This window comes from Streptomyces sp. DT2A-34 (assembly GCF_030499515.1).
In the GTDB taxonomy this organism is placed as follows: Bacteria; Actinomycetota; Actinomycetes; order Streptomycetales; family Streptomycetaceae; genus Streptomyces.
The window spans coordinates 6,825,233-6,848,134 of the sequence record NZ_JASTWJ010000001.1; the positions used below are offsets into that span (position 1 = coordinate 6,825,233).

18 protein-coding genes and 1 pseudogene are annotated in these 22,902 nt (G+C 70.0%); 14 read left to right on the forward strand and 5 right to left on the reverse strand.

Annotated features, from left to right (window positions below; genetic code table 11):
* Positions 1-2 precede the first annotated feature (2 nt).
* The 5 genes from QQM39_RS30650 to QQM39_RS30670 all read left to right on the forward strand — a co-directional run bounded on the left by QQM39_RS30650 (position 3) and on the right by QQM39_RS30670 (position 3,596).
* A complete protein-coding gene (locus QQM39_RS30650; RefSeq protein WP_302000775.1) occupies positions 3-842 on the forward strand; it encodes an arylamine N-acetyltransferase in 840 nt (279 codons plus the stop codon).
* A 197-nt stretch (positions 843-1,039) separates the two neighbouring features.
* The gene (locus QQM39_RS30655) at positions 1,040-1,285 is read left to right on the forward strand and encodes a hypothetical protein (protein WP_302000776.1); all 246 of its coding nucleotides are present in this window, start codon (positions 1,040-1,042) and stop codon (positions 1,283-1,285) included.
* Positions 1,286-1,572: 287 nt separating this feature from the next.
* Positions 1,573-2,562 carry a DNA polymerase III subunit delta gene (gene holA / locus QQM39_RS30660; protein ID WP_302000777.1) on the forward strand — a complete coding sequence of 330 codons (990 nt, stop codon included), beginning with the start codon at positions 1,573-1,575 and terminating at the stop codon, positions 2,560-2,562.
* A gap of 120 nt (positions 2,563-2,682) precedes the next feature.
* Positions 2,683-3,078, forward strand: coding sequence for a nuclear transport factor 2 family protein (locus QQM39_RS30665; protein ID WP_302000778.1), 396 nt, complete (start codon positions 2,683-2,685; stop codon positions 3,076-3,078).
* Between the two features lie 122 nt (positions 3,079-3,200).
* Entirely contained in the window at positions 3,201-3,596 is a 396-nt protein-coding gene (locus QQM39_RS30670) for a nuclear transport factor 2 family protein (protein ID WP_302000779.1), read from the forward strand.
* Positions 3,597-3,786: 190 nt separating this feature from the next.
* Here the strand turns inward: QQM39_RS30670 and rpsT are convergent, their stop codons facing one another.
* A complete protein-coding gene (gene rpsT / locus QQM39_RS30675) occupies positions 3,787-4,053 on the reverse strand; it encodes a 30S ribosomal protein S20 (RefSeq protein ID WP_302000780.1) in 267 nt (88 codons plus the stop codon).
* Between the two features lie 241 nt (positions 4,054-4,294).
* Here rpsT and lepA point away from each other — a divergent pair, with 241 nt between their 5' ends.
* Positions 4,295-6,163, forward strand: a complete 1,869-nt coding sequence (gene lepA / locus QQM39_RS30680; RefSeq protein WP_302000781.1) for a translation elongation factor 4 — start codon at positions 4,295-4,297, stop codon at positions 6,161-6,163.
* 273 nt (positions 6,164-6,436) lie between these two features.
* Positions 6,437-8,311 carry a long-chain fatty acid--CoA ligase gene (locus QQM39_RS30685; protein ID WP_302000782.1) on the forward strand — a complete coding sequence of 625 codons (1,875 nt, stop codon included), beginning with the start codon at positions 6,437-6,439 and terminating at the stop codon, positions 8,309-8,311.
* 84 nt (positions 8,312-8,395) lie between these two features.
* Here QQM39_RS30685 and QQM39_RS30690 read toward each other — a convergent pair whose 3' ends face one another.
* Together QQM39_RS30690 and QQM39_RS30695 are read right to left on the reverse strand one after the other, a co-directional pair.
* Positions 8,396-8,959 (reverse strand): two-component system response regulator, encoded by a 564-nt coding sequence (locus QQM39_RS30690; protein ID WP_302000783.1) that lies wholly within the window; start codon positions 8,957-8,959, stop codon positions 8,396-8,398.
* A 12-nt stretch (positions 8,960-8,971) separates the two neighbouring features.
* Positions 8,972-13,131: pseudogene (locus QQM39_RS30695) on the reverse strand (HAMP domain-containing protein).
* 102 nt (positions 13,132-13,233) lie between these two features.
* Here QQM39_RS30695 and QQM39_RS30700 point away from each other — a divergent pair.
* From QQM39_RS30700 to QQM39_RS30710, 3 genes are all read left to right on the forward strand, one after another.
* Positions 13,234-15,174 carry a SpoIIE family protein phosphatase gene (locus QQM39_RS30700; RefSeq protein WP_302000784.1) on the forward strand — a complete coding sequence of 647 codons (1,941 nt, stop codon included), beginning with the start codon at positions 13,234-13,236 and terminating at the stop codon, positions 15,172-15,174.
* Between the two features lie 43 nt (positions 15,175-15,217).
* Positions 15,218-16,450: a radical SAM family heme chaperone HemW gene (gene hemW, locus QQM39_RS30705; protein ID WP_302000785.1), complete on the forward strand. Its 1,233-nt coding sequence runs from the start codon at positions 15,218-15,220 to the stop codon at positions 16,448-16,450.
* A gap of 103 nt (positions 16,451-16,553) precedes the next feature.
* A complete protein-coding gene (locus QQM39_RS30710) occupies positions 16,554-17,087 on the forward strand; it encodes a Uma2 family endonuclease (protein WP_302003782.1) in 534 nt (177 codons plus the stop codon).
* On the opposite strand, the gene QQM39_RS30715 is transcribed toward QQM39_RS30710, so the two are convergent.
* Positions 17,065-17,880, reverse strand: a complete 816-nt coding sequence (locus QQM39_RS30715; protein WP_302000786.1) for a DUF3097 domain-containing protein — start codon at positions 17,878-17,880, stop codon at positions 17,065-17,067. The two genes, QQM39_RS30710 and QQM39_RS30715, sit on opposite strands and share 23 nt — an antisense overlap.
* A gap of 42 nt (positions 17,881-17,922) precedes the next feature.
* On the reverse strand, positions 17,923-18,657 hold the full coding sequence (locus QQM39_RS30720; protein ID WP_302000787.1) for an MBL fold metallo-hydrolase: 735 nt from the start codon (positions 18,655-18,657) through the stop codon (positions 17,923-17,925).
* A gap of 160 nt (positions 18,658-18,817) precedes the next feature.
* Between QQM39_RS30720 and hrcA the strand changes: the two genes are divergently transcribed.
* The 4 genes from hrcA (at position 18,818) to QQM39_RS30740 (ending at position 22,891) form a co-directional block, all read left to right on the forward strand.
* Positions 18,818-19,834 (forward strand): heat-inducible transcriptional repressor HrcA, encoded by a 1,017-nt coding sequence (gene hrcA, locus QQM39_RS30725; RefSeq protein ID WP_302000788.1) that lies wholly within the window; start codon positions 18,818-18,820, stop codon positions 19,832-19,834.
* Positions 19,835-20,974: a molecular chaperone DnaJ gene (gene dnaJ / locus QQM39_RS30730; RefSeq protein ID WP_302000789.1), complete on the forward strand. Its 1,140-nt coding sequence runs from the start codon at positions 19,835-19,837 to the stop codon at positions 20,972-20,974. It begins immediately after the preceding gene.
* A gap of 85 nt (positions 20,975-21,059) precedes the next feature.
* The gene (locus tag QQM39_RS30735) at positions 21,060-22,145 is read left to right on the forward strand and encodes a nitronate monooxygenase (protein WP_302000790.1); all 1,086 of its coding nucleotides are present in this window, start codon (positions 21,060-21,062) and stop codon (positions 22,143-22,145) included.
* Positions 22,142-22,891, forward strand: a complete 750-nt coding sequence (locus QQM39_RS30740; protein WP_302000791.1) for a 16S rRNA (uracil(1498)-N(3))-methyltransferase — start codon at positions 22,142-22,144, stop codon at positions 22,889-22,891. The genes QQM39_RS30735 and QQM39_RS30740 overlap by 4 nt, the downstream gene beginning before the upstream one ends.
* Positions 22,892-22,902 lie beyond the last annotated feature (11 nt).

Consider the following 22,902-nt stretch of genomic DNA (forward strand, 5'->3'; position numbering starts at 1 on the left):
GCATGGATTCCGTTGAGGTTGACGCCTATCTCAGCCGCCTGGGGGTCGAGCACCCGGCGTGGCCGACCGTGGACGTGCTGCGCGAGCTGCATCTGCGCCATCTGCAGACCGTGCCCTTCGAGAACCTGTCGATCCACCTCGGCGAGGAGATCGTGCTGGAGGAGAAGCGGCTGCTGGACAAGGTGGTGGGGGCTGGGCGGGGCGGGTTCTGCTACGAACTGAACGGGGCGTTCGCGACGTTGCTCACCGCGCTGGGTTTCGACGTGACGCTGCTCGCGGCACGGGTCCACGGGAAGGAGGGCCGGCTCGGGATTCCCTACGACCACATGGCGCTGAAGGTGCGGACGGTGGACGGGGGCACATGGCTGGCGGACGTCGGTTTCGGGGCGCACAGTCACTATCCGCTGGCGTTCGAGGCGCGGGGCGAGCAGGTCGACCCGGCGGGTGTGTTCCGGATCGTCGAGGCAGGGCCGGACTCGGCCGGGGTGCGCGGTGGGCACGACGTGGCGGAGGCGGCGGACCTGGACGTCGTCATGGACGGCAGACCCGAGTACCGGCTGGAGCGGCGGCCGCGGGTGCTCGGCGACTTCGTGGCCGGGGCGTGGTGGCACAGCACCTCGCCGGGCTCGCACTTCACACAGTCGCTGGTGTGCTCGCGGGTGACGGAGGAGGGAGGGCGGATCACGCTCAGCGGGCGCACGTTCAAGGAGACGGCGGCCGACGGCACGCGTGAGGAGCGGGAGGTGGGCACGGATGAGGAGGTGCTGCGGGTGTACCGGGAGCGGTTCGGGATCGAGTTGGATCAGGTGCCGACCGTGCGCAGGCCGGGGCGGGACGACTGATACGGGAGCGGGGCTCCTCGGGGGAGGAGGCAGCTCAGATCGCTCAGGCAGCTCAGGCAGCTCAGGCAGCTCAGGCAGCTCAGGCCGCCAAGGCCGCCAAGGCCGTTCAGGGCTACTCGGGGCCACGCGGGGCGGCTCGTGCGGGGCCCGGCACCCCGGCACGGGTTCGACACTCGTGGGTGGCTGAGAATTGCTCCGTGAGCGATGTGAGACATGTGCTGGTGCTGCCCGATCGTGACGCGGCGGAGGAGGTCGTGGGGGCGCTCGGGGAGCGGTTCGGGATCGATGAGGAGCCGCGGCTGGTGCGGGATGCGCTGGCCGGGGAGGACGATGCCGAGGATGCGCAGTGGTTGGTGGTGCTGCGGGACGAGCAAGGGCGGTTGGATCCGGGGGAGCTGGACGAGTTCGCCGGTGAGTGGGACGGCTGGCGGGAGGAGCCGTAGACCGATCGTTGCCGCCTGCCGCCTGCCGCCTGCCGCCTGCCGCCTGCCGCCTGCCGCCTGCCGCTGTCGGGGCCCGGGCCAGTGCGGTGACGGTGCTGGTGCCGCCCCAAGCCAGGCGCAGGTTCAGGCGCGGGCGCGGGCCGGCGGTGGCCCAGGCCACGCTCAGGTTCAGGCGCGGCCCAGACGCAGGCCCAGGCGCACGTCCAGGCGCACGGCCAGGCGCGGCCGCAGGTCGGCGTAGACCCGGGCGAGCCGCGTTGTCAGTGGCCCGTGCCATGCTTGTCGTGATGGCCAGGAAGACTGCTGCTGACGACCTCCTCGCTCCCGTGACCCTCGCCGTGGGTCAGGAGGAGCTGCTGCTCGATCGTGCCGTGCGGGAGGTGGTGGTTGCCGCCAGGGCCGCCGATGCCGACACGGATGTGCGGGATCTGACCCCGGACCAGTTGCAGCCCGGCACGCTGGCCGAGTTGACCAGCCCCTCGCTGTTCGCGGAGCGCAAGGTCGTGGTCGTGCGCGATGCGCAGGATCTGTCGGCCGACACGATCAAGGACGTGACGGCGTATCTGGGGTCGCCGGCCGAGGAGATCACCCTGGTGCTGCTGCACGCCGGTGGGGTCAAGGGCAAGAAGCTCCTCGACGCGGCGCGCAAGGCGGGGGCGCGGGAGGTGGCGTGCCCGAAGATGACCAAGCCGGCGGATCGGCTCGCGTTCGTGCGCGGTGAGTTCCGGGCGACCGGGCGGTCCGCGACGCCCGAGGCCTGTCAGGCGCTGGTCGACGCCGTCGGGAGTGATCTGCGGGAGCTGGCGTCCGCGGTGAGTCAGTTGGTCGCCGATGTCGAGGGGACGATCGACGAGGCCGTCGTCGGGCGGTACTACACCGGCCGCGCCGAGGCGTCGAGCTTCACCGTTGCCGACCGGGCGGTCGAGGGGCGGGCGGCGGAGGCGCTGGAGGCGCTGCGGTGGTCCCTCGCCACGGGCGTGGCGCCTGTCTTGATCACCAGCGCGCTTGCGCAGGGCGTACGGGCCATCGGCAAGCTGTCCTCCGCACGCGGTGGACGCCCCGCCGACCTCGCTCGCGAGCTGGGCATGCCGCCCTGGAAGATCGACCGCGTCCGGCAGCAGATGCGGGGGTGGACGCCCGACGGAGTGGCGGCCGCTCTGCAGGCGGTCGCCGAGGCCGACGCCGGTGTGAAGGGCGGCGGGGACGACCCCGGGTACGCCCTGGAGAAGGCGGTCGTGGCGATCGCGCGGGCGGCGCGGTCCAGGGGACGCGGTTGACCGGCGCCGCGGGCGCGCTCCGGCCATGATCCAGTGGCCGTCGTAGCGACTGCGAGGACAATCGTGCGTGCAGCCTGAAATCGCCGAGCATGATCGACAGATGGAAAGGTGGCGATCGGTATGGCTGAACACCCGCACGCACAGCTCGTCCGCAAGGGCTACGAGGCCTTCTCCCGCGGTGACATGGACACTCTGCGCACCCTGCTGACGGGGGACGCCACGCATCACTTCCCGGGCGAACACCCGCTGGCGGGCGACCACAAGGGCCAGGACGCGTGTGTCCAGATGTACCAGCGGCTCTTCGAGGAGTCGGGCGGGACGCTGAACGTCGAGCTGCGTCAGCTCTTCGTCGACGGCCGTGGACACGTGATGGCCGTGCACCACTCCACGGCCGAGCGTCAGGGCAAGCACCTGGATCTGGACGGCGGCATCGTCTTCCGGATCGTCGGCGACAAGGCCAGTGACCTCGACGAGTGCGTCGACGACATCGACAAGCTCAACGACTTCTGGTCGTGAACCCTGCCCGCTCGTGACCATGGCCCCGCCGCCTCTTGATCCACTGGCCTTCGCCCCTCCGCAGAGGAGAATCAGGGGTATCAGCCGTAACGTACCGATGCGACGGAGAGGTGGCGGTCGCCATGGCTGAACACCCGCACGCACAGCTCGTCCGCAAGGGCTACGAGGCCTTCACACGGGGCGACATGGATGCCCTGCGTGGGCTGATGACCGGGGACTGCACGCACCACGTACCCGGAAGCCACCCGCTGGCGGGCGACTTCAAGGGGCAGGACGCGTGCATCGACATGTACCGTCGGCTCTTCGAGGAGACCAACGGAACGATTCAGGTCGATCTTCGCAGCATTCTCGTCGACGGGCGTGGGCACGCGGTCTCCGTGCACCGCTTCCAGGCCGATCGGAACGACAAGCACCTCGACGAGAACGGAGCCCTTGTCTTCCGGATCGTCGGGGACAAGATGACCGACATCGACGAGTGCATCGAGGACATCGACCAGAGCGACGACTTCTGGGGTTGACGGTCGACAGCCGGCCGCGCATGCCGAAGGCCCGGTCTCCGTCCTGGGGAAGGATGGAGACCGGGCCTTCGGTTGAAGCTGCTGAGCCCGTTCCCGCGTGGCGAACGCAGGCCGCGAACGAGCTCGGGGTGCCGGACGGGAGCGGATGAGAGAGGGCCCGCTCGATTCCCTCCGGCGGTCAAATCAAGTGTCAGCCCTTGAGGGCAGCGACCTTCGAAGCCAGCGCCGACTTCTTGTTGGCAGCCTGGTTCTTGTGGATGACGCCCTTCGAGACGGCCTTGTCGAGCGCACGCGACGCGGCGCGCTGGTACTCGGTGGCCTTCTCGACGTCACCCGCGGCAGCGGCCTCGCGGGCCTTGCGGATCGCGGTCTTCAGGGAGGACTTGACGGCCTTGTTGCGCAGCCGAGCCTTCTCGTTGGTCTTGATCCGCTTGATCTGGGACTTGATGTTCGCCACGAATGAGCCTTTTCAGGTTCAGGCACGGAGCCAGGAGCCTCCCCCAGGGGAGACCAGGTCCCGTGCCAGGTGATTTCTTGAGGATGTGCCTCGCGCTGAGAGGGCATGAGACACAGCCCCCCACACTACCAGCGGCTCGGCGGACGGCCCAAAACGGTCCCCGGTCGCCGCCCGTGGGACCATGGAAGCTACGTATCGATCCGACCCGAGGCATAAGGCGCCTCAAGAGACAGGACCCTGCGTGCCCGCGACCCCTAACAATGTGCCCGAGCCGAGCCGTACCGACCCGGCTCTGATCCGCAATTTCTGCATCATCGCGCACATCGACCACGGCAAGTCCACGCTCGCCGACCGGATGCTCCAGCTGACCGGTGTGGTCGAGCAGCGGCAGATGCGTGCTCAGTACCTCGACCGGATGGACATCGAGCGTGAGCGCGGTATCACGATCAAGTCCCAGGCGGTGCGGCTGCCGTGGGCTCCCACCCACGACAAGAGCAATACGCACATCCTCAACATGATCGACACCCCGGGGCACGTCGACTTCACCTACGAGGTCTCCCGGTCGCTCGCCGCCTGCGAGGGGACCATCCTCCTCGTCGACGCCGCCCAGGGCATCGAGGCCCAGACCCTCGCCAACCTCTACCTGGCGATGGAGAACGACCTCACGATCATCCCCGTGCTGAACAAGATCGACCTGCCGGCCGCGCAGCCCGAGAAGTTCGCCGAGGAGCTCGCCAACCTGGTCGGCTGCGAGCCCGACGACGTCCTGCGGGTCTCCGCCAAGACCGGTGTCGGCGTCGACGCGCTGCTCGACAGGGTGGTCAAGGAGGTCCCCGCGCCGGTCGGCGTCAAGGACGCCCCCGCCCGCGCGATGATCTTCGACTCGGTCTACGACTCCTACCGGGGCGTGGTCACATACGTCCGTGTCATCGACGGCCAGCTCAACAAGCGCGAGCGCATCAAGATGATGTCGACCGGCGCCACGCACGAGCTGCTGGAGATCGGGACGAACTCGCCCGAGATGCTGTCCGCGGACGGCCTCGGCGTCGGCGAGGTGGGCTACCTCATCACCGGTGTGAAGGACGTCCGCCAGTCCAAGGTCGGTGACACCGTCACCAGCCAGCAGAAGGGCGCGACGGAGGCCCTCGGCGGGTACAAGGACCCGAAGCCCATGGTCTTCTCCGGGCTCTATCCGCTGGACGGCTCCGACTACCCCGAGCTGCGCGAGGCCCTGGACAAGCTCCAGCTCAACGACGCCGCGCTGGTCTACGAGCCGGAGACCTCCGCCGCGCTCGGCTTCGGCTTCCGCGTCGGCTTCCTCGGCCTGCTGCACCTCGACGTGATCCGCGAGCGGCTGGAGCGCGAGTTCGGGCTCGACCTGATCGCGACCGCGCCCAACGTGGTCTACCGGGTGGTGATGGAGGACGGCACCGAGCACACCGTCACCAACCCGAGCGAGTTCCCCGAGGGCAAGATCAACGAGGTGTACGAGCCCGTCGTACGCGCCACGATCCTCGCGCCGACCGAGTTCATCGGCTCGATCATGGAGCTGTGCCAGACCCGGCGCGGCACCCTCCTCGGCATGGACTACCTGTCCGAGGACCGGGTCGAGATCCGCTACACCCTGCCGCTCGCCGAGATCGTCTTCGACTTCTTCGACCAGCTGAAGTCCAAGACCCGCGGCTACGCCTCGCTGGACTACGAGCCCACCGGTGAGCAGACCTCCAGCCTGGTCAAGGTCGACATCCTGCTGCACGGCGACAAGGTCGACGCCTTCTCCGCGATCACCCACAAGGACGCGGCGTACGCGTACGGCGTACGGCTCGTCGCCAAGCTGCGCGAGCTCATCCCGCGGCAGGCCTTCGAGGTGCCCATCCAGGCCGCCATCGGCTCCCGGGTCATCGCCCGCGAGACCATCCGCGCCATCCGCAAGGACGTCCTCGCCAAGTGCTACGGCGGCGACATCTCCCGTAAGCGCAAGCTGCTGGAGAAGCAGAAGGAAGGCAAGAAGCGGATGAAGATGGTGGGTTCCGTGGAGGTTCCGCAGGAGGCCTTCATCGCCGTACTGAGCAGCGATGACAGCGCGGGGTCGGGCAAGGGCAAGAAGTAACCGCCGGTAACACGGGGTGGCCTGGCAAACCGGTGCAACAGGGGTCCGTCGTACGCAAGTGCGGCGGGCCCCTGCGTGTGCAGCGGGTAGGTCTCTGGAGGAAGTGACAGGCCGCCGCCCCTTACGGGGTGGCCGGTCGACCTTTACTCTGATCCCTGCTCGATAGTTACTCGCGAGTTAAACAACGGCTCGCGAGTGAAAACCGCCGTAATGAGTCGGCTGAAGAGCCGGCTATTTGAGCCAGCCGCACAGTCGCGGGCCCCGGAGGATGTCGTGAGCGACACACAGACACTGATCGAGAACCGTCCGCCGACCGTGGCGGCCCTCTTCCTGGAGCGCGTGGGGGCCACACCGGACGCCGAGGCATACCGCCATCCGGTACCGGCGGCCTCGGGCGAGGGGCCGGACGAGTGGAAGTCGCTGAGCTGGGCGCAGGCCGCCGAGCGGGTCTACGCCATCGCGGCCGGCCTCATCGAGCTGGACGTCCAGCCCGAGCAGCGCGTCGCCCTCGCCTCGTCGACCCGGATCGAGTGGATCCTCGCCGACCTGGGCATCATGTGCGCCGGCGCGGCCACCACCACCGTGTATCCGCAGACCAACGCCGAGGAGTCGGCGTTCATCCTCTCCGACTCCGAGAGCCGGGTGCTGATCGCCGAGGACGCGGCGCAGCTGGCCAAGGCGCAGGAGAAGCGCGCCGAGCTGCCGAACCTGACCCACGTCGTCGTCATCGACCCGGCCGGTGTCGAGACCGCCGACTGGATCCTCACCCTCGACGAGCTGGAGAAGCGCGGCGCGGCCCGGCTGGAGAAGGACGCCGACCTCATCAAGGAGCGGGTCGGCGCGATCACCAAGGACCAGCTCGCCACGCTCATCTACACCTCCGGCACCACCGGGCGCCCCAAGGGCGTACGGCTGCCGCACGACAACTGGTCGTACATGGCGAAGGCGATCGCCGCGACCGGCCTGGTCAGCAGCGAGGACGTGCAGTACCTGTGGCTGCCGCTCGCGCACGTCTTCGGCAAGGTGCTCACTTCCGGGCAGATCGAGGTCGGGCACGTCACCGCCGTCGACGGCCGCGTCGACAAGATCATCGAGAATCTGCCGGTCGTGCAGCCGACGTACATGGCGGCCGTCCCGCGCATCTTCGAGAAGGTCTACAACGGGGTCGCCGCCAAGGCCCGTGCGGCCGGCGGCGCCAAGTACAAGATCTTCCAGTGGGCCGCCGGGATCGCCCGGGAGTACGCCAAGGTCTCCCAGGACAACTTCCGGCGCACCGGCTCCCACTCCGTGCCGTTCGGGCTGGGCGCCAAGCACAAGGTCGCCGACGCGCTCGTGTACGCCAAGATCCGCGATGCCTTCGGCGGCAACCTGCGCGCGTGTGTGTCCGGCAGCGCCGCCCTCTCCCCGGAGATCGGTTACTTCTTCGCCGGCGCCGGCATCCACATCCTGGAGGGCTACGGGCTCACCGAGTCCTCCGCCGCGTCCTTCGTCAACCCGGGCGAGGCCTACCGCACCGGCACGGTCGGCAAGCCGCTGCCCGGCACGGAGGTCCGTATCGCCGATGACGGGGAGATCCTGCTGCGCGGCCCCGGCATCATGGAGGGCTACCACGGGCTGCCGGACAAGACCGCCGAGGTGCTGGAGAGCGACGGCTGGTTCCACACCGGCGACATCGGGGAGCTGTCCCCGGACGGATACCTGCGCATCACCGACCGCAAGAAGGACCTGATCAAGACGTCGGGCGGCAAGTACATCGCGCCGGCCGAGGTCGAGGGGCAGTTCAAGGCGGTGTGCCCGTACGTGTCCAACATCCTGGTGCACGGGGCCGACCGGAACTTCTGCACGGCGCTCATCGCGCTGGACGAGCCCTCGATCCTGGCGTGGGCCGAGGAGAACGGGCTCGGCGGCAAGTCGTACGCGGAGGTTGTGGCCGCGCCGGCGACCGTGGAGATGGTCGACGGGTACGTGAAGCAGCTCAACGCCGGGCTTCAGAAGTGGCAGACCATCAAGAAGTTCCGGTTGCTGCCGCGGGATCTCGATGTGGAGCACGGGGAGATCACGCCGAGTCTGAAGTTGAAGCGGCCGGTTGTGGAGCGGGAGTACAAGGGGCTGATCGAGGAGATGTACGCGGGTACGCGGGAGGCGTAGCGCGAGAGTGGAGGGGTGGCGGGGACCGTCGGCGGCTGCGGGTTCGTCGTGGCTGGTCGCGCAGTTCCCCGCGCCCCTTCAGGGTCAGAGCAGTTGCCGTTCGCCTGCCAGGTGCCGTAGCTCCCGGATCTGGTTGCGCAGCTTCGCCATGTCCGGTGGGTCCTGCCCGTCCAGCTCTTTCTCCAGGGCGGCCAACCGTATGAGGAACTCGGCGCTGTGCGTCGGTTTCCGGGCCAGTTGCTGGTTCTTGCGGTGCAGGTCGAGGAAGACGCTGACCTTCGCGCGCAGTACCCACGGATCGAACGGCTTGGTCAAGTAGTCCGCGGCGCCTGTCGCGTAGCCGCGGAAGGCGTAGCCGGGGTCGTCCTCCGCGCCGGTCAGGAAGATGATCGGGACGTCCTTGGTCTGGTCGAGCCGTTTGATGTTCGTGGCGGTCTCGAAGCCGTCCATGCCCGGCATGCGGACGTCGAGCAGGACCAGCGCGAAGCGTTGCCGGAGCAGCGCCTTCATCGCCTCCTCGCCCGAACGCGCGCGCACGAGCGGCTCGTTGAGGGACCCCAGGACGGCCTCCAGCGCGATCAGGTTGTCCTCCATGTCGTCGACGAGGAGGATGCCGGCACGCTCGTCGGTCGTTGCCTCAGCGCTCATGGTGAAGTGGCCTCATTCGGTGATCGTCGGCGGGACGACCTCTTCCTCGTCGGAAGTGCTCGGTCCCGGTACTGCGGTGTGGTCCGGCGTCGCTGTACGCCCTTCCGTCTCCGCGCCCTCGGGGTCCAGGAGGTCGCAGACGACGGTCAGGAGCTGATCCACGTCCACCGGCTTCGGTACGTAGTCGTTGGCGCCCCGCGCGATGGATTTCTCCCGGTCTCCGGGCATGGCCTTCGCGGTCAGCGCGACGATGGGCAGGTCCGCCCAGCGCGGGGTGCGGCGGATGGCGGAGATCGTCTCGTAGCCGTCCATCTCCGGCATCATGATGTCCATCAGGACGAGTTCGACGTCCGGGTTCCGCTCCAGTGTCTCGATGCCCTCACGGCCGTTCTCGGCGTACAGGACCGGCATGCCGACCCGGCCCAGGACATGGGTGAGCGCGAAGACGTTGCGGATGTCGTCGTCCACTATCAACACCCGTCGGCCCGGCAGTACCCGGCCCGCGCGGCCCGTCTGCCACGCCTCCAGCTTGGTCGGTGTCGGCCAGGCGTCCTCCGCGTCGTGGCTGTTCGAGAAGCGCTCGGTCGACAGCTGCTCCGGCACCGGCAGCGGACGGTCCTCGGGCACCGGGCCGGTCGCCGCGTGGCCGGGGCTGACGACCGGGACGTACAGCGTGAACGTGGAGCCCCTGCCGGGCTGGCTCTCGGCGACGATACGGCCGCCCAGCAGGCCCGCGATCTCCCGGCTGATGGACAGGCCGAGGCCCGTGCCGCCGTACTTGCGGTTGGTCGTGCCGTCGGCCTGCTGGAACGCCTCGAAGATCACCGGAAGCTTCTCCGGCGCGATGCCGATACCGGTGTCGGACACCGCGAACGCGATCACCTCGTCGCCCTCGCGGACGTAGTGGTGCTCGGGGTCCTTGACCCGGTTCACCCGCAGCTCCACCCGGCCGCTCGCGGTGAACTTGATCGCGTTCGAGAGCAGGTTGCGCAGGATCTGCTGGAGGCGCTGCTCGTCCGAGTACATCTCGCGCGGCACGTCCTCGCCGACCGCCACCTCGAAGGCGAGCCCCCGGTCCAGGGTGAGCGGGCGGAAGGTGGCGTGGACGTAGTCCAGCAGCTTGATGAGCGGCAGCCTCTTCGGGCGTACGTCCATCCGGCCCGCCTCGATCTTCGACAGGTCGAGGATGTCGTTGATCAGCTGGAGCAGGTCCGAGCCGGAGCGGTGGATCGTCGTCGCGAACTGCACCTCCTGGTCGGAGAGACGGCCGTCCGGGTTGTCCGACAGCAGCCTCGCCAGGATCAGCAGTGAGTTCAAAGGCGTCCGCAGCTCGTGCGACATGTTCGCCAGGAACTCCGACTTGTACTGGGAGCTGGTCGCCAGCAGGGCCGCCTTCTCCTCCAGTTCGGCGTTGGAGCGTTGCAGCTCGGCCTGCTGCATCTGGAGTTCGTCCGAGCGTTCCTGGAGCTGCATGGCCAGGCGCTGGGACTCGCCGAGCAGGGACTCCGTGCGGGAGTTGGCGATGATCGTGTTGATCGCGACGGCGATGGTGTTCACGAACTGGTCGAAGAACGCCAGGTGCACATCGGAGAAGCGGGAGAAGGACGCCAGCTCGATCACGCCGAGGAGCTTGTCCTCGAAGAGGATCGGGATGATGACGACGCTGGTGGGGGCCGCCTCACCGAGCCCGCTGTTGATCTTGATGTAGTCCGGCGGGGCCTCCTCGACGAGGATCCGCTTCTTCTCGCGGGCCGCCTGCCGGACCAGCCCGTGCACCGGGAGGCCGCCGGTCTCGATGGTCGTGCCCTGGGCCGAGCCGTACCCGGCGATGAACGCGAGTCCCTTCGCGGGAACGGCGGTGCGCAGCCCGGCGCTCTCCTCGTCCGGGTCGGCCAGGAAGAACGCCCCGTACTGGGCGTTGACCAGCGGCGTCAGCTCGCGCAGCAGCAGGTCGGCGACCTCCATCAGGTCGCGGTGGCCCTGCATCAGGGCGGCGAGGCGGGTCAGGTTGGACTCCAGCCAGTCCTTGGCGCGGGTCGTCTCGCGCAGGTTGGCCACCATCAGGTTGATGTTGTCTTTGAGCTCGGCGACCTCGCCCTGTGTCTCCACGGTGATCGAGCGGGACATGTCGCCCTGGGCCACGGCGGAGGCGACCTCGGCGATGGCGCGGACCTGGGTGGTGAGATTCGACGCGAGTTCGTTCACGTTCGTCGTCAGGCGCTTCCAGGTGCCGTAGACGCCCTCCACCCGCGCCTGGCCGCCCAGTTGGCCCTCGGAGCCGACCTCGCGGGCCACGCGGGTGACCTCGGAGGAGAAGGAGGAGAGCGTGTCGACCATCGTGTTGATGGCGGTCTTCAGCTCCAGGATCTCGCCGCGCGCGTCCACGTCGATCTTCTTGGAGAGGTCGCCGTTGGCGACGGCGGTGGTGACCTGGGCGATGTTGCGGACCTGGGAGGTCAGGTTGTCCGCCATGTAGTTGACGTTGTCGGTCAGGTCCCGCCACACGCCGGAGACGCCCAGCACCTGCGCACGGCCGCCGAGCCGGCCGTCGGTGCCGACCTCACGGGCGACCCTCGTCACCTCGTCGGCGAAGGCGCGCAGCTGCTCCACCATCGTGTTGACGGTGTCCTTGAGTTCGAGGATCTCGCCGCGGGCGTCGACGGTGATCTTCTTCGACAGGTCGCCGTTGGCCACGGCCGTCGTCACCTGGGCGATGTTCCGCACCTGTGAAGTCAGGTTCAGCGCCATGAAGTTGACATTGTCCGTGAGGTCCTTCCAGACGCCGCTCACCCCGCGTACCTGGGCCTGACCACTGAGGTTGCCCTCGGTGCCGACCTCGCGGGCGACCCTCGTCACCTCGTCGGCGAAGGCGGAGAGCTGGTCCACCATCGTGTTGATGGTCGACTTGAGTTCGAGGATCTCGCCCTTCGCCTCGACCGTGATCTTCTTGCCGAGGTCGCCCTGGGCCACGGCCGTGGAGACGAGGGCGATGTTGCGGACCTGGGAGGTCAGGTTGTCCGCCATGAAGTTGACGTTGTCGGTGAGGTCCTTCCAGACGCCCGACACGCCTCGGACCTGCGCCCGGCCGCCGAGGTTGCCTTCGGTGCCGACCTCGCGGGCGACGCGGGTCACCTCGTCGGCGAAGGCGGAGAGCTGGTCGACCATCGTGTTGATGGTGGACTTGAGTTCGAGGATCTCGCCCTGGGCGTCGACGGTGATCTTCTGGCTCAGGTCGCCGTTCGCCACGGCCGTCGTCACCTGGGCGATGTTGCGGACCTGGGAGGTCAGGTTCGACGCCATGAAGTTGACGTTGTCGGTGAGGTCCTTCCATACGCCGCTGACGCCCCGCACCTGAGCCCGCCCGCCCAGCTGCCCTTCCGTGCCGACCTCGCGGGCGACCCTCGTCACCTCGTCGGCGAACGCGGAGAGCTGGTCCACCATCGTGTTGACGGTCAGCTTCAGTTCGAGCAGTTCGCCGGTCGCCTCGACGGTGACCGTACGGGTGAGGTCGCCGCGGGCCACCGCCGTGGTCACCAGGGCGATGTCACGCACCTGGGCCGTCAGCCGGGACGCCATCGTGTTGACGGCCTCGGTCACCTGCCGCCAACTGCCCGACAGGCCCTGCACCTTGGCCCGGCCGCCGAGCCGGCCCTCGGTGCCGACCTCGCGGGCGACGCGGGTGACCTCGCCGGTGAACAGGGAGAGCTGGTCGACCATCTTGTTCACGGCCCGGCCCAGGCGGCGCAGGTCGCCGCGTAACTGGCGGGAGCCGTCGTGCAGATCGACGCGCTGGGTGAGGTCGCCGCCGGCCACCGCGTCGCGTTCGCCGCCGGGGCCACCAGGGCGTCGAGCACCTGGTTGACGTCGTTGACGCGGGTCGTCCAGTCGCCCTGCCCCGGGCTCGCCGAGAGCCGCTCGTCGAGTCGGCCGTGGCGCACCAACTCCCGCTTGACGCGCTGCACTTCGCCGTTGAAGTGGGTGCTGCGGTCCATGATCTGGTTGAACACCGCGGTCAGCTCGGCCACCACTCCCTCACCGGCCTCCGGCAGCCTGCGGAAGTCGCCGTCCCGGGCCGCGGTCATCGCGGCGAGCAGCGGGCGCAGATCCGATGCTCGAATTCGACCGTCTTTCTGTCCCTCTTCGAGCACACGCGTAGCACGGTTCTCACTCATGGCGGCCCACTTCGGTAACTCGGTGCTTATGGGCGTGGCCAGTCTGTCACTCTGTCGGCGTCAACTGAGGCGTATTCGTCCGAACCGTTCGGGGAGCTGTCCATGGGGGCCATTCCGGCGCAACGGGAGACCGTCACCCGTGCCTCTGGTGTGCCCGCGCATGCGCGAGGGTGCCCCGAAACACGCACCACCCTCCCCGGCAGCCCCCTCTCCCCGGGCTCCGCCCGCACCCTGGTGCGCACCACCCTCACCGACTGGGCGGCCTCCGGCATTCCCGGCACCGAACACCTCACCGACCGTCTCGTCGACGACGCCGTCGTGGCCGTCAGCGAGCTGGTCACCAACGCGGTCGTGCACGCCGGCACCGATGTCGAGCTCACGTGCCGCCTGGAGGAGGACACCGGCGCCCTCGTCGTCGAGGTCCTGGACCACCACCCCTCGCGCGCCCCGCGCGACGCGGAGATCGAGGCGCCGTACGAGACACCGGAGTACGGGCGCGGCCTGCGGCTGGTGTCCCGGCTCGCCGAGTCCTGGGGGGTCACCTACCGCACCGGCGCCAAGATCGTGTGGGCGCGGCTGCCCGCCGAGGACCCCATCGCGGCCAGGGACGACATCGAGGCGTACGCCGAGGAACGCGCGCTGGAGCGCGGACTGCGCGTCGCCGAGATCCTCGCCCCCGAGCCCCAGCGCGCCGAGCGGGACCGGGACTGGCTCAACCGGGGCGCCCTGTCCTTCCTCGCCGAGGCCTCCGACCTGCTCGCCGGGCAGCTCGACGAGAACCTGGTCGCCGCCCTCGCCGGCCAGCTGATCGTGCCGCGCCTGGCGGACTGGTGCGCGGTGTGGCTGGAGGACGAGATGGCCGGGCGCTGGGGATACCCCCGATCCGGTGACGCCGAGGGCGGGGGAGGCTGGGCGGCGGACGTCGTCGCGGGCACCGGGCCCCGGCTCGCCCGCGTCTGGCACGGCTCCGAGAACCTCATCGAGGAACTCCGGTGCGCCCTGGAGAAGGAGCCGCCGCATCCCGCCGACAGCCACCGCACGGGGCCCGTCCCGTACCCATGGCCCGGTGAGGCGCTCGGCGCGCGCGGGGCGCAAGGCACGGCGCTCGCGTACCGCCTGATCGCCGGTGGCCGCCCGCTGGGCACGCTGGTCATCGGGCGGGCCGACCTCGTGCGCTTCCCCGACGAGGTCACCGGGCTCGTCGAGGACCTCAGCCGCCGGGTGGCCCTCGCCATCGGCGCGGCCCGCCAGTACGCCCGGCAGGCCACCATCAGCCGGGTCCTGCAGCGCGGACTGCTGCCCGGCGCCGTCGCCGAGATCCCCGGGGTGGCCAGTGCCCTGGTGTACGAGCCGTACGACAAGGGCGGCCCGAGCGGGGACTTCTACGACCTGTTCCCGGCCGGCGACGGCCGCTGGTGCTTCGCCATCGGCGACGTCCAGGGCAAGGGCCCCGAGGCGGCCGTGGTGATCGGTATCGCACGGCCCTGGCTGCGGCTCCTCGCCCGCGAGGGCTACCGCGTCGCCGACGTCCTCGACCGCCTCAACCAGCTCCTCCTCGACGACGCCACGGAGGCCGCCGACGCCGCCGCCCGCGCCCTCGTCGGCCCGGTCCCACCGGGCGACGGCCCGCAGACCCGCTTCCTCTCCCTGCTCTACGGCGAACTCACCCCCGTCGACGGCGGCATCCGCTGCACCCTCGCCTCCGCCGGCCACCCGCTGCCGTTGCTGCTGGGCGCGGGCGGCGAGGTCCACACGGCCGCGCACCCGCAGACCCTGCTCGGGGTCGTCGAGGACGCGACGTACACCAGCGAGACCTTCGAGCTGCGCTCCGGCGAGACCCTGCTGTGCGTGACCGACGGGGTGACGGAGCGGCGCAGCGGCTCCCGCCAGTTCGACGACGGCGACGGCCTCGCGACCGCCCTCGCCGGGTGCGCGGGCCTGAACGCCCAGCTGATCGCGGAACGCATCCGCAGGCTGGTGCACGAGTTCAGCGGCCGCCCGCCGGAGGACGACCTGGCGCTGCTGGTGCTCCAGGCCGAGTAGCCGACCGGACAGGGAAGCGCCGGGGTGCTGGACAATGGAACCCATGCCCTCCGCACTCCCCGACGGCGAGCCCGTCCCCGACGACGGCACGCTCCCCGCGTCCGCGCTCGCCGGGTCCGCCGACCGCCCCCTCGGCTTCTACCTGCACGTCCCGTACTGCGCGACCCGCTGCGGCTACTGCGACTTCAACACCTACACGGCGACCGAGCTGCGCGGCACGGGCGGGGTACTGGCGTCCCGCGACAACTACGCGGACACCCTGATCGACGAGATCCGCCTGGCCCGCAAGGTCCTCGGTGACGACCCGCGCGAGGTCCGCACGGTCTTCGTCGGCGGCGGTACGCCCACGCTGCTGGCCGCCGACGATCTCGTACGGATGCTGGGGGCGATCCGCCACGAGTTCGGACTGGCGCCGGACGCGGAGATCACCACGGAGGCGAATCCGGACTCGGTGGACCCGGCGTATCTGGCCGCTCTCCGCGAGGGCGGCTTCAACCGTGTCTCCTTCGGCATGCAGAGCGCGAAGCAGCACGTGCTGAAGGTCCTCGACCGCACCCACACCCCGGGGCGCCCGGAGGCGTGTGTCGGGGAGGCCCGCGCGGCGGGCTTCGAGCACGTCAACCTGGACCTGATCTACGGCACACCGGGCGAGTCGGACGACGACTGGCGGGCGTCGCTGGAGTCGGCGATCGGCGCCGGGCCGGACCATGTGTCCGCGTACGCCCTGATCGTCGAGGAAGGCACGCAGCTGGCCCGTCGTATCCGCCGGGGCGAGGTGCCGATGACGGACGACGACGTCCACGCGGACCGGTACCTGATCGCCGAGGAGACGTTCACGGCGGCCGGTTTCGACTGGTACGAGGTCTCCAACTGGGCGACCTCGGAAGCGGGACGCTGCCTGCACAACGAGCTGTACTGGCGGGGCGCCGACTGGTGGGGCGCGGGGCCTGGGGCCCACTCGCACGTGGGCGGCGTGCGCTGGTGGAACGTGAAGCATCCGGGCGCGTATGCGGCGGCGCTGGCGGCGGGGCGGTCGCCGGGGGCCGGGCGGGAGCTGCTGTCGGAGGAGGACCGCAGGGTCGAGCGGATCCTGCTGGAGCTGCGGCTTCGGGAGGGGGTGCCGTTGGGGTTGCTGCGGGAGGAGGGGCTCACTGCCTCGCGCCGAGCACTCTCAGAAGGGCTCTTGCAGACCGGTCCTTATGAGGAGGGGCGTGCGGTGCTGACGCTTCGGGGGCGGTTGTTGGCGGATGCGGTGGTCAGGGATTTGGTGGACTGATCACTCCGGTGGGTGAATCGGAACCAGAGGCAGGTTTGGGCGGCGCCCCGATTTGTAGGGTGCCGCTGTGAACGATCGCGCGATGATCAAGTTCTTCGAGTGACTGGAGCCGCCCGAGGGCGTCAGGGCCGAGCTTCTGCGAGGAGAGATCGTGATGTCGCGCAACTCTGGTCTGGTGCACAACCGCAACGTCACGGAGACGGTGGACCAGATTCCCCGCGACCGTTGGTATCCGCTCCAGACCCAGTGCGTCGACATGCTTGACCACGTCAGCGCCCCCGTTCCCGATGTGGTGGTGACCGAGCGCGGCGCCGGTCCGGATCAAGGGACATACGTACCGTCGGCGGTGGTCACGGCATTGGTGGAGGTCGTCTCCGAAACCAGCGTGGAGCGCGACTACGAGGTCAAGCGCGCGATCTACGCCGCGAGCGGCGTGCACGCTTACCTGATCATCGACCCGATCATGGCGCACTGCGTGCTGTTCACCGAGCCGAAGGGCAGTGGCGAGGAAGCCGAGTACCACGTGCAACGGATGAGCAAGTTCGGCTGCCCGGTCCCGATGGACTGTTTTGGTCTCGAAGTCGATACCACCGGATTCGGCACCTTCAGCAACGTCAGGCCCCACCGCTACCCGTAACGAAGTCGATCAGCTCTTCCACCCTCCCCAACAGCTCCGGCTCCAGGTCCTTGTAAGACCCCACCCGCTGAAGAATCGCCTGCCACACGGCCCCGGTGTTCTCCGACGGCCACCCCAGCGCCCGGCACACCCCCGTCTTCCAGTCCTGCCCGTGAGGAACCCGCGGCCAGCCCGGAATCCCCAGGGACGACGGCTTCACCGCCTCCCAGATGTCGATGTACGGGTGGCCCACGACCAACGCGTGCTCACTGGTCACCGACTCGGCGATGCGCCACTCCTTCGTGCCCGGCACGAGGTGGTCGACCAGAACCCCCAGCCGCGCATCCGGCCCCGGCGCGAAGTCGGCGACGATCGACGGCAGGTCGTCGACGCCCTCCAGGTACTCCACCACCACGCCCTCGACGCGCAGGTCGTCGCCCCACACCTTCTCGACCAGCTCGGCGTCGTGCCGGCCCTCGACGTAGATACGGCCGGCGCGGGCCACGCGCGCGCGTGCCTGCGGGACGGCGACCGAACCGGATGCCGTACGGGTGGGACGTACCGGAGCGGAGGACGACGGCCGCACGAGGGTCACCACCTTGCCCTCCAGCAGGAACCCGCGCGGCTCCAGCGGGAACACCCGGTGCTTGCCGAAGCGGTCCTCCAGTGTCACCGTGCCGGCCTCGCAGCGGATCACCGCACCGCAGAATCCCGTGCCCGGCTCCTCCACCACCAGGCCCGGTTCCGCCGGGACCTCGGGGACGGGCTTGGGCTTCTTCCAGGGGGGAGTCAGGTCCGGTGAGTACTGGCGCATTCGAGTGACGATAAGAGAATCCCGGCCGTCATGGAGCGCGGATCAACGCGACACGCCGAAGCGGGCCGCGAGGGCGTCGCGCTGCCGGCGCACGAACCCCGCGTCCACCACCGCTCCGTGACCGGGCACGTACAGCGCGTCCTCGCCGCCCAGGTCCAGCAGGCGGTCCAGGGCCGCCGGCCAGTGCGACGGTACGGCGTCGGGGCCGGCCTGGGGTTCGCCGGACTCCTCCACGAGGTCGCCGCAGAAGACCACCTCGGGAGAGCCGGGAGCGCCCGGCACGAACACGACCAGGTCGTGGGCGGTGTGGGCCGGGCCCACGTTCGCCAGGAGGACCTGGCGGCCGCCGTCCAGGTCGAGGGTCCACTCGCCGCTCACCTGGTGGTGCGGGCGGACCAGGGCGTCGATCGCCTCGTCCGCCGCGTCCTGGTCCAGCCCGTTGCGCACGGCGTCCGCCCGCAGTTCCGCCCGCTCGTGCGCGAACACCGTGTCCAGGCCCACCGCCCCGTACACCTGCGTGCCCGCGAACGCCGCCGCCCCGAAGACATGGTCGAAGTGGGGATGCGTCAGCGCGAGATGAGTCACACGGTGACCCGCGAGCCACTGCGCCTGGGTACGCAGCCGCACCCCTTCCGCGAGGCTCGACCCCGCGTCGACGAGCAGCGCGCCGCCCTCCCCGACGACCAGCCCCGCCGTGCAGTCCCAGCCCGGAAGCCGGCACCGGCCCACCCCGGCCGCAAGCCGCTCCCACCCGAGCTCTTCCCAAGTCACCCTCATACGGCGACGCTAACGAACACACCACCGTCGGGCACGGCGGTGCTGACCGGCCTTGCCCGTGGCGTACCCCACGGCCGTACACTGGGCCGGGGACGGCTGGCACTCGGACGGACAGAGTGCCAGGCAAGGCGCCAAGCGGACGAAACTGGAGGTGCGCGCGATGCTGAGTGAACGCAGGCTTCAGGTGCTGCGCGCCATCGTCCAGGACTATGTCGGGACCGAGGAGCCGGTGGGCTCCAAGGCGCTCACCGAGCGGCACAACCTCGGCGTCTCCCCGGCGACCGTCCGCAACGACATGGCGGCCCTGGAGGACGAGGGCTACATCGCCCAGCCGCACACCAGCGCCGGGCGCATCCCGACCGACAAGGGTTACCGGCTGTTCGTCGACAAGCTCGCCGGCGTCAAGCCGATGAGCCCGCCGGAGCGGCGCGCGATCCAGAACTTCCTCGAGGGCGCCGTAGACCTCGACGACGTCGTGGCGCGCACGGTACGGCTGCTCGCGCAGCTCACCCGGCAGGTCGCCGTCGTGCAGTACCCGTCGCTGACCCGGTCCACCGTCCGGCACGTCGAGCTGCTGTCGCTCGCGCCCGCGCGCGTGATGCTCGTGCTGATCACGGACACCGGGCGGGTCGAGCAGCGGATGGTCGACTGTCCCGCACCCTTCAGTGAGACCTCGCTCGCGGATCTGCGCGCGCGGCTCAACAGTCGGATCGCGGGGCGGCGCTTCACCGATGTGCCGACGCTCGTCGAGGACCTCCCCGAGGCCTTCGACCTGGAGGACCGCGGCACCGTCTCGGCCGTGCTCTCCACCTTGCTGGAGACGCTCGTCGAGGAGAACGAGGAGCGGCTGATGATCGGCGGCACCGCCAATCTCACCCGCTTCGGGCATGACTTCCCCCTCACCATCCGGCCCGTCCTGGAGGCCTTGGAGGAGCACGTCGTACTCCTCAAACTCCTTGGCGAGGCGGGGGATTCGGGCATGACCGTGCGCATCGGGCACGAGAACGCCTATGAGGGACTCAACTCCACGTCCGTCGTGTCGGTCGGCTACGGTTCGGGCGGCGAGGCAGTCGCCAAGCTCGGCGTGGTCGGACCGACCCGCATGGATTACCCGGGAACGATGGGAGCGGTACGCGCAGTGGCACGGTACGTCGGACAGATCCTGGCGGAGTCGTAAGTGGCCACGGACTACTACGCCGTTCTCGGCGTGCGTCGCGACGCGTCGCAGGAAGAGATCAAGAAGGCCTTCCGGCGGCTCGCGCGCGAGCTGCACCCGGACGTCAATCCGGATCCGAAGACCCAGGAGCGGTTCAAGGAGATCAACGCCGCTTACGAGGTGCTGTCGGACCCGCAGAAGAAGCAGGTCTACGACCTCGGCGGCGACCCGCTGTCCCAGGCGGGCGGCGCGGGAGCCGGCGGCTTCGGCGCGGGCGGCTTCGGGAACTTCTCGGACATCATGGACGCGTTCTTCGGTACGGCGTCCCAGCGGGGTCCGCGCTCGCGTACGCGGCGGGGCCAGGACGCGATGATCCGGCTGGAGGTCGAGCTCGACGAGGCGGCCTTCGGTACGACGAAGGACATCCAGGTCGACACGGCCGTCGTCTGCAACACCTGTAACGGCGAGGGGGCCGCCCCCGGCACCTCCGCCCAGACGTGTGACATGTGCCGCGGCCGCGGTGAGGTGTCGCAGGTGACGCGGTCCTTCCTGGGCCAGGTCATGACCTCGCGGCCGTGTCCGCAGTGCCAGGGTTTCGGGACCGTGGTGCCGACTCCCTGTCCGGAGTGCGCGGGTGACGGGCGCGTACGGTCCCGTCGGACCCTGACCGTCAAGATCCCGGCCGGTGTCGACAACGGCACCCGGATCCAGCTCGCCGGTGAGGGCGAGGTCGGGCCGGGCGGCGGTCCCGCCGGTGATCTGTACGTCGAGATCCACGAGCTGCCGCACTCGATGTTCCAGCGGCGCGGCGACGACCTGCACTGCACGGTGACGCTCCCGATGACCGCGGCGGCGCTCGGTACGAAGGTGCCGCTGGAGACGCTGGACGGGCTGGAGGAGGTCGACGTCCGGCCGGGTACGCAGTCCGGTCAGTCGATTCCGCTGCACGGGCGTGGTGTGACCCATCTGCGGGGCGGCGGGCGCGGGGATCTGATCGTGCACGTCGAGGTGCAGACGCCGAGCAAGCTGGACCCCGAGCAGGAGCGGTTGCTGCGCGAGCTGGCCAAGCTGCGGGGCGAGGAGCGGCCTCAGGGGCAGTTCCAGCCGGGGCAGCAGGGGTTGTTCTCGCGGTTGAAGGACGCGTTCAACGGGCGGACGTGAGCCGACCCCCCTTGGGACAGGGTTGGCCTATGCCAAGGGGAAGGGCCGATTCGGACTTGTTCGGGGGACGTGACAACATGCCGTCATGTCCTCCGCGCTGACCGATCTCTTCCCCCTCCCGATCGTGCAGGCCCCCATGGCAGGCGGCGTCTCCGTGCCGCAGCTCGCCGCTGCCGTGTCCGGGGCCGGTGGGCTGGGGTTTCTCGCCGCCGGGTACAAGACCGCCGACGGGATGTACCAGGAGATCAAGCAGCTGCGCGGGCTGACCGGGCGGCCCTTCGGGGTCAATCTGTTCATGCCGCAGCCCGAGTATGCCGACGCCGCGGCCGTCGATGTCTACGCCCATCAGCTCGCCGGCGAGGCCGCCTGGTACGAGATCGAGCTGGGGGACCCGGACAGCGGGCGGGACGACGGGTACGACGCCAAGCTCGCCGTGCTGCTCGACAATCCCGTGCCCGTCGCCTCCTTCCACTTCGGCGTGCCCAGCGGTGAGGTCCTCCAGGCGCTTCGGCGTGCCGGAACCTTCACCCTCGTCACCGCCACCACCCCGGACGAAGCCCTCGCCGTGCAGCGGGCCGGCGCCGACGCCGTGATCGTGCAGGGCGTCGAGGCCGGCGGCCACCAGGGCACCCATCGCGACAACCCCGAGACCGACGGCACCGGCATCGGGCTGCTGTCGCTCGTCGCGCAGGTCCGTGAGGCCGTGAGCCTGCCCATCGTCGCCGCCGGCGGCATCATGCGCGGCAGCCAGATCGCCGCCGCGCTCGCGGCCGGCGCCAGTGCCGCCCAGCTCGGGACCGCCTTCCTCGCCACCCCGGAGTCCGGCGCCAACGCCCTGCACAAGCAGGCGCTGACCAACCCCCTGTTCGTACGGACCGAGCTGACGCGCGCCTTCTCCGGGCGCCCCGCCCGCGGCCTCGTCAACCGCTTCCTGCGCGAGCACGGGCCGTACGCCCCCGCCGCCTACCCCGAGGTCCACCACCTCACCTCGCCGCTGCGCAAGAAGGCCGCCGCGTCCGGCGACGCGCAGGGCATGGCGCTGTGGGCGGGGCAGGGGCACCGGCTGGCGCGCGAACTGCCGGCGGGGCAGCTGGTGGAGGTGCTGGCCGCCGAGCTCGATGCCGCGGCGACAGCGTTGTCCGCCTTTCCGACGGGGGGCGCGGGGCGATGACGGCTCCCGTTTTCGTCGTCGAGCACTTCGATGCCGGTGGTGGTGGGCGGTACGTCCTTGACGGCCCCGAGGGGCGGCACGCCGTCTCGGTCAAGCGGCTGAGACCCGGGGAGAGCGTCGTCCTCACGGACGGCAACGGCCGCTGGGCCGAGTGCGAGGTCGTCGACACGGAGGGCAAGGACCGGCTCGTCGTGCACATGAGCTCGGTGGCCGAGGAACCCCCCGAGTCGCCCCGTATCACCGTCGTCCAGGCCCTCCCCAAGGGCGACCGCGGTGAGCTGGCCGTCGAGACGATGACCGAGACCGGCGTCGACGCGATCGTGCCCTGGGCCGCCGCCCGGTGCATCACACAGTGGAAGGGCGAGCGGGGGTCGAAGGCCCTCGGCAAGTGGCGGGCCACCGCCCGCGAGGCCGGCAAGCAGTCGCGCCGGGTGCGTTTCCCGGAGGTGACGGACGCGGCCACCACCAAGCAGGTCGCCGCGCTGCTCGCCAAGGCCGACTTCGCCGCCGTCCTGCACGAGGAACGCGACTACGGCAGCGAGCCCCTCGCCACCGCCGAGCTGCCCGCCGAGGGCGAGATCGTGCTCGTCGTCGGACCCGAAGGCGGGGTGTCCCCCGAGGAGTTGGCCCTCTTCGAGGAGGCGGGCGCGAAGGCGTACCGTCTGGGCCGTACCGTCCTGCGCACCTCCACCGCCGGGACCGCGGCGACGGCCCTGCTCCTCGGCCGCACCGGCCGCTGGTCCTGACCTCCGGAGGG